The sequence below is a fragment of the Pseudomonas sp. S2_C03 genome (assembly GCF_054668405.1).
Genome location: NZ_CP162766.1, coordinates 3,875,546 through 3,888,168, shown reverse-complemented (window position 1 = coordinate 3,888,168; position 12,623 = coordinate 3,875,546). Strand labels below are relative to the sequence as shown.

Below are 12,623 nucleotides of genomic sequence, written 5' to 3'. Positions count from 1 at the left end.
TGACAACACACATCAACGCTCGCGCATCGCCTCGGTCCGCGCCTTCAACACCGGTTTCAACAGGTAATCGAGCACGCTCTTCTCGCCGGTAATGATGTCCACGGTCGCCACCATCCCCGGAATGATCAGCAGTGGTTTGACATCCCCGCCCAGGTGATTCTTGTCGGTACGTACCTGGATCAGATAGAAGCTGTTGCCCTTGTCATCGGTGATCGTATCCGCGCCGATCAACTCCAGCTTGGCGCTCAAGCCGCCGTAGATCGTGTAGTCATAGGCGGTGAACTTGACCATGGCTTTCTGTCCCGGGTGCAGGAAAGCCACATCCTGTGGACGCACCTTCGCTTCGATCAGCAGGTTGTCTTCGATCGGTACGATTTCCACCATGTCGCTGCCCGGCTGCACGACGCCGCCAATGGTATTGACCTTCAACAACTTGATGATCCCGTGCACGGGTGACACCACGGTGGTTCGGCTCACCCGGTCATCGATGGCGATGCTGGAGGCTGTTATTTTTGACAGGTCGGTGCGTTTCTCGTTGAGTTCCTTCGCCGCTTCGGAGCGGAAGGTTTGCTCCGACTCATCGATCTTGCTTTTAATTTCGGCAATGGCGGCTTCAGCCCGGGGAATCGCCAGTGTCGTGGCATTGAGGGAACCGCGAATTTCCACGGCGCTGCGTTTGAGTCGCAGGATTTCCACTGGTGATACCGCGCCGGTGCCGACCAGGGGCGCGGACATGTTCATTTCCTGTTGCAGCAAGGCCAGGCTGGAGCTGTATTGACCCTGCTTGGAACGAAATTCCGCCAGTTCCTGGGTTTTCTGCCGCAGTTGTTCGGTCAGCGTGCGCTGCTCGCTGGCCAGTCTGCGTTGCCGTTGTTCGTACAGCGAACGTTCGTCCTCGGCCACTTGTGGCGCCTTGTCGATCACTTCCTGGGACACCTTGAACGGCCGTCCTTCAGCCTCGGCGGACAGGCGTTCGACCTGCGCAGTCAGCGCGTAGCGGTCGGCCTCGCTTTCCCCCTTATTTGACAGAAAACGCGTATCGTCCAGGCGCAGCAAGGTGTCGCCCTTGTTCACCATCTGCCCTTCGCGTACGAAGATCTCGGTGACGATGCCGCCCTCGAGGTTTTGGATCACCTGAATCTTGCTCGAAGGAATCGCCTTGCCTTCGCCCATGGTGACTTCGTCCAGCACCGCGAACTTGGCCCAGACCACTGCACTGATGATCAACGCCGCCGCCAGCCACACGGTGATCCGCGACCAGCGTGGTGAATCCTGTAACGAAGCGCCGGCGGTTTCCGGCATGTACTCGCTTTCGGCGCTTTTGCTGAAGCTGTCGAAGTAACCGCGTGAACTTTGTGAAGATGCCATGGCGGCCTCCTAGACGGCCGCAGAGCCGACACGGCCCTTGCGCAGTGCGTCGATGACCGCTTCTTTCGGACCGTCGGCGACGATCCTCCCGTTGTCCAGCACCACCAGCCGATCCACCAGGCTGAGCATCGACGTGCGGTGCGTCACCAGCAGCAGGGTCTTGCCCTGGACCAGGCTCTGCATTTTTTGCCGCAGTACGTCTTCGCTGCTGTTGTCCATGGCGCTGGTCGGCTCGTCGAGAAGCATGATCGGCGGGTCGAGCAGCAGCGCTCGCGCCAGCAACACCGCCTGGCGCTGACCGCCGGACAGCAGCTGCCCACGCTCGCCCACCGGCCGGTCGAACCCTTGAGGATGCTGGCGTGCCAGCTCGGTCACACCGGTCAGTTCGGCCACTTCGAGCATGCGCGAATCGCTGATGTAGCGTGCGCCCAGCGTCAGGTTGTCGCGCAGGCTGCCAGCCAGCAGTGGCAGGTCGTGCGCCACATAACCGATTTGCTGGCGCAAGTCGGCGACATCCAGTTGCCGCAGGTCCAGGCCATCAAGCAGCAGTTGGCCTTCATTGGGTTCAAAAAAACCCATCACCAATCGACCCAGGGTACTTTTGCCCGAGCCGCTGCGGCCGATGATGCCCACTCGCTCACCGGGTTTGAGGCTGAAACTGATGTTGTTCAACGCCGGCGCGTTCTGGCCATTGTAGTGAAAGGTCACGCCGCTGACGTCCAGTGCGCCTTGCAGTTGCGTGCGCTCCAGTGGACGCTGCTTGACGTCACGCTCCTGGGGCAGGCCCATCAGCGCATCGGTGCTTTTCATGGTCAGTTGCGCCTGCTGATAGCGTGTGATCAACCCCGCGATCTGGCCCAGTGGTGCCAGCACGCGGCTGCCGAGCATGTACGAAGCCACCAGCGCACCGACGCTCATGTTGCCGGCGATGATGCTGTAGACGCCCGCAACGATGGTCGCCATCCCGGAGAATTGCTGGATGAACAACGTGCCGTTGGTGGCCAGCGCCGAGAGGTTGCGCGCATGGCTGTCGAGGCGGGTGAGGGCGCCGTGGGTGCTTTCCCACTTGTGCTGGCGTTCGCTTTCGGCGCTGCAGGCCTTGAGGGTTTCCAGGCCGCCGAGGGTTTCGATCAACAGGGCCTGGCGTTCGGCCCCCAGGGCAAGGCTTTTTTGCACGGTGTCTCGCAAGCGCGCCTGAATCACCATGGCAAACACAATGGTGATGGGGAAGGCGAACAAGGGGATCACCACCAGCCAGCCGCCTAGCAGGCCGATCACCGCGAGCATCAGCACCACGAAAGGCAGGTCGATCAGGCTGGTCAGGGTGACGGCGGTGAGGAATTCACGCAGGCCCTGGAAGTCATGGATGCTCTGGGCAAACCCACCGATGGTGGCCGGGCGCGCTTTCATGGACATGCCGGTGATGCGCTCGAACAGGGTCGCGGACAGGATCACGTCGGTTTTCTTGCCGGCGGTGTCCAGCAGGTGCGCGCGCACCACCCGCAACGCCAGCTCGAAACCGGTGCCGATCAGCAAGCCAATGGACAGCACCCACAGCGTTGAGGTGGCTTGGTTCGGCACCACTCGATCGTAGGTCTGCATGACGAACAGCGGCACCATCAAGCCCAGCAGGTTGATCAGGAAACTGGCGAGGATCGCGTCGCTGTACAGCCATTTCGACAGTTTGAGCGTGTCACGAAACCACGCCTCGACCCTCGGCACCAAGGGCGAGCGCAAGTCTTCGAGTTCGTGTCGTGGCCGGGCGAACAACGCCTGGCCGCTGTAGTCCTCCGTGAGTTCTTCGCGGCTGACCCATTGCTCGCCGCCGTCGGCTTCGCTGGGCAGGATCAGCAGGCGGCCATCCTCGCCAAAGCGGCGCAGGATGGCGGTGCGCCCGTTGTTGAGGATCAGCATCACCGGCAGGTTGAGCGGGGAAATATCTTCCAGGTCGCGGTTCAGCAGGCGCGCCTGCAAACTGGCCCGGGCCGCTGCACGAGGCAGCAGGTCCGGGCTCAGGCGTTGGTGTGCCATTGGCAGCCCGGCACTGAGGCTGGCGCGGCTGACGGTCGCGCCATGGAGTTTGCAGAGAATCAGCAGACCGTCCAGAAGGGGGTCATCGAAGCTCAGTCGCGGATCGACACCGGAGTTGCCCGGCTCCATGCTGGTCACAGGGATCGTTCCATTGCGTTATCTCAACTCAGGCAGACGGGCTTCACTCTTCACTTCGCTGCTGGCAATCGCATCGGCGGGCAGCACCACGCGTTGTTTGCTCAGCAACTCGCCCATGTTTGCCAGGACACGGTACATCGAGAACTCCTCGGTGTAGCGAACCTCGGTGTAGCGGCGGTTGGCATTGTAGAGCTCGTTTTCACTGTCGAGCACGTCGAGCAGGGTACGTTGGCCCAGGCCGAACTGATCCTGATAGGCCGCCCGCACGCGGGTGGTGGTCTCGGCATACTCACGAGCGGTCGGGGTCTGTTTGCGCGCGTTGAGCATGGCGTTCCAGGCCAGGCGAATGTTCTCGTTGAGCTGGCGCAGAGCGTTGTTGCGGATGTCCAGCGCCTGATTGATTTTGTGCGCGTCGGAGGCCAGTCGCGCCTTGTCGCTGCCGCCGCGGAACAGGTTGTAGTTCATCACGATGCCCACGCGCCACTCGTTGTCGTGGCCTTCTTCACCGGCGATGTTGTTGTTGGCACCCACCGCAGCCTCGGCGTCGAAGCGCGGGTAGAACGGCGACTTGGCGACTTCGTACTGGCTCTCGGCCGATTGCACGTCGGCCTGGGCCGATTTCAGGTACGGGTTGTTCTCCACCATGCTCTGCTGGGCGTCAGGAAGAGAGGGAGGCAGCTCTCCGCGGATCGACGGCGGCGCTTCCAGTTCGTCGGGCATGCGGCCGACGACGGCGTAGAAGTTCGCTTCCGCGTCGGCCAAATCGACTTCGGCGGTGTCGAGGTTGTTCTCGGCCAGTGCACGACGGGCGACGGATTGGTCGGCGTCGGCGTTGCTGCCGATGCCGCGCTGGGTGCGCAGGCCGATCTGGTCGTTGACCCGCAAGTGCGCCTGCAGGTTGTTCTTGGCCAGGGTCACCAGCTCGCGGCGCTTGAGTACTTCGAGGTAGACCTCGATGGTGCGCAGCGCCAGGTCCTGGGCCGTGCCTTGGGCGTAATAGGCCCGGGAGTTGACCACGCCCTTGGTGCGCTGGACTTCGTTCGACGTGTTGAAACCGTCGAACAACATCTGCCGCAGACGCAGCTCAGACTGGGTGTAGTTGAGAATTTCGGTGTGGTGATTGCCGAAGGCTCGGGTATTGGTGTTGTCGCTGTACCCGCGCCCGTACGAGGCATTCAGATCGACCGATGGGTAAAAACCGCCTTTGGCGACTTTCACGTCTTCATCCGCCGACAGACGGCTGTCGACCCGCGACGCCAGTTCCGGGTGAGTGGCGATGGTGCTCTGGATCGCCTCGGTGATCGTGATGGCTTGAGCCTGAGAGATGCAGGCCATGGCCAAAAGAATCGAACTGCAGAGCGGGGTCAACTGGCGCATGGGTACATCTCCCTGAATCCTAATGGTGCTTTATCAGTCGCCAAATATTTGACGGCATTTATGGGTAAAACCGTTTCATACTTGTAACATCAGAGCTAAGAACATTATTCTAAGAAGCTTAGAAGTTTTTTTCATAATTGTTATTCTAAAAAAAACTTATGCACTCCGAAAAATCCAGCACATTGTTCTCAGCGAAAACCCTTGATTTATGTGCGTTACGGAGCCTATCTACGGTTCAGATAAAGTTCCAACAACTTTTCGACATAGGGCGAAGAAGTGCTGGAGGGGAGGGAGGCGGGACGATTTTTGAGCGACGGTTTTTTGTCGTTCGGTGCTTCAAAATCGTTACGCATCGCTCGCAGGAGGGATGGATTCGCAATAGCACCCCAATGTGATTGATTGCATTGGGTTTTAGGCTGAGGCGCACATCCCGGACGCGAGCGAATCGCCTGGCGAGTTCGTCGCCGGGGCGGCGGCTTGCTGGATCAGGCCGCGGCCCGGCAGACGTTCCGCCGATGACATGCCCAAGCCACAAGCCGTTCTTCGCAAACAACAGGATGCCAACAGCCGTTGGCAGCGGAGGAAATGCATATGGCTACGCTCATCGGTATCGTCAGTAAGGTCATTGGTCAGGTGTTCGCCGAGTCCGGCGACGGCACTCGCCGCGCGCTGATCGAGGGGGATCGACTGTTTACCGGCGATCAACTGGTGACCGGGGCCGATGGCGCCGTGGCCGTGCATTTGCAAAATGGCCAGGAACTCACGCTTGGGCGTGGCAGCAGCCTGCAGATGAACACGCAGTTGCTGGCGGACCGCGTGCCGCATGTCGACACCAATGACGCGGGAACGCCGACCCAGGCGCAACTGACCGACGTCGAGCAAATCCAGAAAGCCATTGCGGCCGGCGATGACCCGACGCAAAGCGCAGAGGCCACGGCAGCAGGCCCTGGTGCTCCTGGCAACCCCGGGGGGGCGCCCTGGGCGGCGGCCATAGTTTTGTGATGCTGGAGGAAGTCGCCGGGCGGGTCGATCCGACCGTCGGTTTCCCTACGGCGGGCTTCAACGGCATTCCCGAGTTTCCCCGCGGACTACTGGCGGGTGATCCGGACAACGGCGGCCCGGATGCACCGATTGCCCCGATCGTGCCTGATGCTCCGGACAATCCCGTCACCCTTACGGGCTTGACCGTGGAGGGCGGCGAGCTGACGCTCAATGAAGCCAACCTGGAGAGCGGCACCCTCAACAATCCGGCAGCGTTGACCCAGAATGGCACGTTCTCGGTGTCCGCACCGGACGGGTTGAACAACCTCAGTGTCGGCGGGATCAACGTGGTCAGCAACGGCGTGATCGCCGGTTTTCCTCAGGTGATTACCACGCCGTTGGGCAACACCCTGACCGTGACCGGTTACAACCCGGCTACCGGCGTCGTGAGTTACAGCTACACCCTCAACGGCAACGAAACCCATTCGGCGGGTGACGGCCCGAATAACCTGAGCGAGCACTTTACCGTGGTCGCCAGCGACAGCGATGGTGATACCGCCACTGGCTCGCTCGACGTCAACATCACTGACGACGTGCCCAAGGCAATCGACGACAGTAACGCCGGTACGGCCACGTCGAATCACCTGACCCTGGAAGGCAATGTGCTGACCAACGACGTGCAGGGCGCGGACCGAGTACCGACCGGCCCGACAACTGGGCCGATCACCGCGGGTACGTTCGTCGGCACTTATGGCACCCTGGTCCTGAATGCCAACGGCACCTACACCTACACGCTCAACACCAGCGATCCGCAATTCCAGGCACTGCACGAAGGCGGCAGCGGCACGGAAACCTTTACCTATGTGCTCACCGATGCCGACGGAGACAGCAGCACGGCCAACCTGGTGCTGAACATTCAGAACCACGGCGTCAGCCTGGGTGGCCTGGACGTCACAGGCGGCGAGATCACCGTCTACGAGAAAAACCTCACCGAAGGCACCGACCCTGATGCGACGGCGCTGACCCAGACCGGCACCTTCACCGTCAATGCAGCCGATGGCCTGCAGAGCCTCACCGTGGGCGGCATCGCGGTGATCAGCGGCGGTGTTGCCGCAGGATTTCCGCAGACCATCGTGACTGACAGCGGTGCGCAATTCATTATCACCGGCTACGACCCGGCAACCGGGGTGGTGAGTTACAGCTACACCCTGAAGGACAACAGTGCTCACCCGAATGCCGATGGCACCAACAGCATTTCTGCGAGCTTCGACGTCGTTGCGACGGATACCGATGGCAGCACGGCCACCGGCCAGATCAACGTTAACATCGTCGACGACGTGCCCACCGCCCATGCGGACAAAGCGTCGGTCGGTGAGGGCGGGATCATTTCCGGCAACGTGCTGGACAACGATGTGCGCGGCGCCGATGGTCTGGCGGCGGGCGGTGGCGTGGTCGGCGTGCGGGCTGGTTCGGACACCTCGACGCCGGCCCACGGAGGCCTGGGCACCCAGATCAACGGCACCTACGGTTACCTGATCCTGGATGCTCAGGGCAATGCCGAGTACCACAGCTATCCAAACGCGGTGAACGGCTCCGGTGAGAGCGATACGTTCACCTACACCATCCGCGATGCCGATGGTGACGAGAGCACGACCACGATCACCGTCGACGTGATCAACAGTTGCCTGACCGTGGTGGGCACGGCTGAAACGACGGTCTTCGAGAAAGCCCTCGACCTCACCAAGGACGGCCAGGACCTGGCTCCAGGCACTGTCGAAGGCAGTCAGCCGGGGCACACGGGCGAAACCGCGACCGGGACCCTGGTCGGTACGGTGACCGGCGGCGCCGGTCACACCTATGCATTGGTGGGCAGTGCAACGGGCACTTACGGTGAGATTCTGATCAACCCGGACGGCACTTACACCTACACCCTGACCTCGCCGGCCAGCACTTCGCCGCAGGCGAACGACGGTCCCAACACCCTCTCTGAAACATTCACCTATCAGGTCACCGACTCCCAAGGCAACACGGTCACCAGCACCCTCACCGTCAACATTGTCGACGATGTACCGACCGCCCACGCGGACCAGGCGTGGGTCGGCGAGGGCGGCATCATTTCCGGCAACGTGCTGGACAACGATGTCAGCGGCGCCGATGGCTACGCCGCAGGTGGTGGCGTGGTCGGCGTACGGGCTGGCTCGGACACCTCGACACCGGCCCACGGCGGCCTTGGCACCCAAATCAATGGTACCTACGGCTACCTGATCCTCGATGCCCAGGGCAATGCCGAGTACCACAGCTATCCAAACGCGGTGAACGGCTCCGGTGAGAGCGATACCTTCACTTACACCATTCGTGATGCCGATGGTGACGAGAGCACGACCACGGTTACCGTCGACGTGATCAACAGTTGCCTCACCGTGGTGGGCACTGGCACCGCGACCGTCTACGAAAATGCACTGGACCTCACCAAGGACGGCCAGGACCTGGCACCGGGCACCGTCGAAGGCAGCCAGCCGGGGCACACGGGCGAAACTGCGACCGGCACCCTGGTCGGCACAGTCGTCGGCGGCGCCGGTCACACTTATACGCTGGTGGGCAGCGCGACTGGCACCTATGGCCAGATCCTGATCAACCCGGACGGGACCTACACTTACACCCTGACCTCGCCGACCAACACTGCGCCACACGCGAACGATGGCGCCAACACGGTCTCCGAAACCTTCACCTACCAAGTCACCGATTCCCAGGGGAATACGGTCACCAGCACCCTCACCGTCAACATCGTCGATGACGTGCCGACCGCTCATGCCGACAAGGCGTGGGTCGGCGAGGGCGGGATCATTTCCGGCAACGTGCTGGACAACGATGTCAGCGGCGCCGATGGCTACGCCGCCGGTGGTGGCGTGGTCGGCGTACGGGCTGGCTCGGACACCTCGACTCCGGTCAGTGGCGGGCTCGGCACCCAGATCAACGGCGCTTATGGGTATCTGATTCTTGATGCCCAAGGCAACGCGGAATACCACAGCTATCCAAACGCGGTGAACGGCTCCGGTGAGAGCGATACATTCACCTACACCATTCGCGATGCCGATGGTGACGAGAGCACCACGACCATTACCGTCGATGTGATCAACAGCTGCCTCACCGTGGTGAAAGGCAGCGAAGTGACCGTTTATGAAAATGCCCTCGACCTGACCAAAGATGGCCAGGACCTGGCACCGGGTACCGTCGAAGGCAGCCAACCGGGGCACACGGGCGAGACCGCGACGGGCACCCTCGTTGGAACCGTCACCGGTGGCGCCGGCCACACCTATGCATTGGTGGGCAGTGCAACGGGCACCTACGGTGAGATTCTGATCAACCCGAACGGGACCTACACCTACACCTTGACCTCGCCGGCCAGCACGACGCCGCACGCGGACAACGGTGCCAACACAGTGACTGAAACCTTCACTTATCAGGTCACGGATTCCCAAGGAAACACGGTCACCAGCACCATCACCGTCAACATTGTCGACGACGTTCCCACCGCCCATGCGGACAAGGCGTCAGTGGGCGAAGGTGGGATCATCTCCGGCAACGTGCTGGACAACGACGTCAGTGGCGCCGATGGCTACGCGGCGGGTGGTGGCGTGGTGGGCGTGCGTTTCGGTTCGGACACCTCGACTCCGGCCCACAGCGGTGTCGGTACCAAGATCAATGGCACCTACGGCTACCTGATCCTCGACGCAATGGGCAATGCCGAATACCACAGCAACCCGAACGCGGTGAACGGCTCCGGTGCAAGTGACACCTTCACCTACACCATCCGTGATGCCGATGGTGACGAGAGCACCACGACCGTCACCGTCGATGTGATCAACAGTTGCCTCACGGCTTCGGTCGATAACGAAATCACCGTCTACGAGAAGGCGCTGGACCTGAGCAAGGACGGCCAGGACCTGGCCGCCGGCACGGTGACCGGCAGCGACCCGGGCCACACCGGCGAAACCGCTTCCGGCACCCTGGTCGGTTCTGTCACCGGCGGCTCGGGGTCGATCACCTACACCCTGGTGGGCAATGACCACGGCACTTATGGCCAGATTCAGCTCAACCCCAACGGCACCTACACCTACACCCTGACGTCGCCAGCCAGCACCAACCCTTCGGCCAACAACGGCGCGAATACGCTGAGTGAAAGCTTCACCTACAAGGCAACTGATAACCTGGGCAACACCAGTATCAGCACGATCAAGGTCAACATCGTTGACGATGTGCCCAAGGCTGTCCCGGCCGAGCGCTCCGTGTCGGCGGCGGAGGTCGACACCAACCTGCTGCTGGTGATCGACGTGTCGGGCAGCATGAAGGACGCATCCGGCGTGGGTAACCTGTCTCGCCTGGACCTGGCCAAGCAGGCGCTCAATGCCTTGCTCGACAAGTACGACGATCTGGGGGACGTGAAGGTGCAGATCGTCACGTTCAACCACGACGCCTCGGACAAGACGCCAGTCTGGGTCGATGTGGCCGGTGCCAAGGCGATCATCGCCGGCCTGACAGCAGGCGGTAACACCAACTACGATGCCGCGGTTGCGACGGCCAAGGATGCGTTCGACACCAGTGGCAAACTCACCGGGGCACAGAACGTCAGTTACTTCTTTTCGGACGGTAAGCCCAACGAGGGCGATATTGGCAAGAACGACGAAGCGAACTGGAAATCGTTCCTCGAACACAATCACATCGAAAGCTACGCCATTGGCCTGGGCAGCGGTGTCAGCAATTCCAACCTCGATCCGCTGGCCTATGACGGCAGCGCCGGCGTCGGTCAGGGCAGCAACACCAATGCGACCGTCGTGACCGACCTCAACCAGCTCAACTCGGTGCTTTCGGGCACAGTGACCGGCGCGCCCGTCACCGGTTCGCTGCTGGGCGAGGGTGGTTCATTCGGCGCCGACGGTGGTTTCGTCAAGTCGATCACCGTTGATGGCACCACCTACACGTTCGACCCCAAAGGCAACAGCAACCAGGGTTCGCTGAATGTCAGTGGCGGTGCCAACCACGGCACCTTCAACACCACCAACAATACCCTGAGCATTGCCACCGGCGGCAAGGGCACCCTGGTGGTCAACCTCGACACCGGCGAATACACCTACACTTCGCAGACGGCCACGACCAAGGTCATCACAGAGAACATCAGCTACACCCTCAGCGACAACGACGGCGACCTGGCCAGTTCCACCCTGGTGGTCAAGGTGGTGCCGAACGCGCCACCGGTGGCGATGGCCGATCACGTCATCACCAACGTGCTGTCGGGCAATATCACATTGCCGGGTGACGCGCTGCTGGCCAACGACACCGATCCAAACGGCAATGCGCTGAGCGCCTCGCCGACCACGTTCAACACCGGTTGGGTCGCCAAGGGGGCGGACTTCACCGGCAGCAATCCGAACGTCAGCTTCACGAATGGCAATGTGCAATCCATTGCGCTTGCCCGCAGTGCCTTCGTCGCCAATGCCACCGCCATGACAGCGATGCTGGTGGTCAGCGGTGCACTGGGTGCCGTAAGCAATAACAACAGCAATGACGTTGACCGCATCACCGTCAACCTGAAACAGGGAGAGACGCTCAGCCTGGATCACAATCTGGCTGCCGGTCACGTGACGCTGGAATATTCGCTCAACGGAGTCGACTACCAGTTCATCGGCAATGGCCAGTCGATTACCGCCCAGGCTGATAGCACTTACCAGATCCGTGTCACCAACATCGACGACGGTGGCAAGTACGGCAAAGGTGCAGAAAACTACAAGCTGACCATGACGGTCGATTACTCAGGGGCCCATGACGTCACCCCGGACTACCACGGCACCTACACCGCCAACGACGGCCACGGCGGCAGTGATAGCGCCGCTGTGAGCATCTCCTACCAGGACGGTCACACGCTCACTGGCACCACCGGCGATGACGTGTTGGTGGCGGGTGCTGGCAGCAACGTGATCAACGCCGGCGACGGCAACGATGTGCTCACCGCAGGGGCCGGCAACAACGAACTGCACGGCGAGGCCGGCAACGACCTGCTGTACAGCGGCGCTGGAAACGACCTGCTCGACGGCGGCACCGGCATCGATACCGCGAGCTACGCCCACGCCACCGCCGGGGTCAAGGTCGATCTCAGCCTGCTGACCCCACAAAACACCGTGGGCGCCGGCATCGACAAGCTGACTGGCATCGAAAACCTGATCGGCTCCGATTACAACGACACACTGATTGGCGACCACGGCAACAACGTACTCGTTGGCGGCCTCGGTCACGACGTGCTTAACGGTGGCGGGGGCGATGACCTGCTGATCGGCGGCATGGGCAACAACACCCTGACCGGTGGTGCCGGTGCCGACACCTTCCAGTGGCTGCAGGGCAACAGCGGCCACGACGTGGTCACCGACTTCAACCCGGGCATCGACAAGCTCGACCTGTCGCAGTTGTTGCAAGGGGAAAACGGCACTGCGGCGTCGCTGGATGATTACCTGCACTTCAAGGTCACCGGCAGCGGCGATTCACTGGTCACCTCCATCGACGTCAGTGCCATGGCCGGCGCCGCGCCGAACCAGACCATCGACCTGGCCGGTGTGGACCTGGCCAGCCATTACGGCGTGACACCTGGTGCCGGTGGGGTGATCAACGGTGCGGACACGGCAACCATCATCAACGGCATGCTCAATGACCATTCGTTGAAGGTCGATACGGTGTGACCT

General features: G+C 61.6%; 5 protein-coding genes. 2 read left to right on the top strand and 3 right to left on the bottom strand.

Annotation, left to right across the window (positions count from 1 at the left end; translation table 11 throughout):
• Positions 1 to 12 precede the first annotated feature (12 nt).
• Genes AB4N64_RS17920 through AB4N64_RS17910 form a run of 3 tightly spaced genes read right to left on the bottom strand, consistent with a single transcriptional unit; the run spans position 13 to position 4,914 of the window.
• Positions 13 to 1,368 carry an HlyD family type I secretion periplasmic adaptor subunit gene (locus AB4N64_RS17920; RefSeq protein ID WP_460117221.1) on the bottom strand — a complete coding sequence of 452 codons (1,356 nt, stop codon included), beginning with the start codon at positions 1,366 to 1,368 and terminating at the stop codon, positions 13 to 15.
• A gap of 9 nt (positions 1,369 to 1,377) precedes the next feature.
• The gene (locus AB4N64_RS17915) at positions 1,378 to 3,537 is read right to left on the bottom strand and encodes a type I secretion system permease/ATPase (RefSeq protein ID WP_460117220.1); all 2,160 of its coding nucleotides are present in this window, start codon (positions 3,535 to 3,537) and stop codon (positions 1,378 to 1,380) included.
• 18 nt (positions 3,538 to 3,555) lie between these two features.
• Positions 3,556 to 4,914: a TolC family outer membrane protein gene (locus AB4N64_RS17910; RefSeq protein ID WP_460117219.1), complete on the bottom strand. Its 1,359-nt coding sequence runs from the start codon at positions 4,912 to 4,914 to the stop codon at positions 3,556 to 3,558.
• A gap of 591 nt (positions 4,915 to 5,505) precedes the next feature.
• On the opposite strand from AB4N64_RS17910, the gene AB4N64_RS17905 reads away from it, so the two are divergent.
• Together AB4N64_RS17905 and AB4N64_RS17900 are read left to right on the top strand one after the other, a co-directional pair.
• Positions 5,506 to 5,916, top strand: coding sequence for a retention module-containing protein (locus tag AB4N64_RS17905; RefSeq protein ID WP_460117218.1), 411 nt, complete (start codon positions 5,506 to 5,508; stop codon positions 5,914 to 5,916).
• Positions 5,916 to 12,620, top strand: coding sequence for an Ig-like domain-containing protein (locus AB4N64_RS17900; RefSeq protein ID WP_460117217.1), 6,705 nt, complete (start codon positions 5,916 to 5,918; stop codon positions 12,618 to 12,620). Before AB4N64_RS17905 ends, AB4N64_RS17900 begins: the two co-directional genes overlap by 1 nt.
• The last annotated feature ends 3 nt before the right edge of the window (positions 12,621 to 12,623 follow it).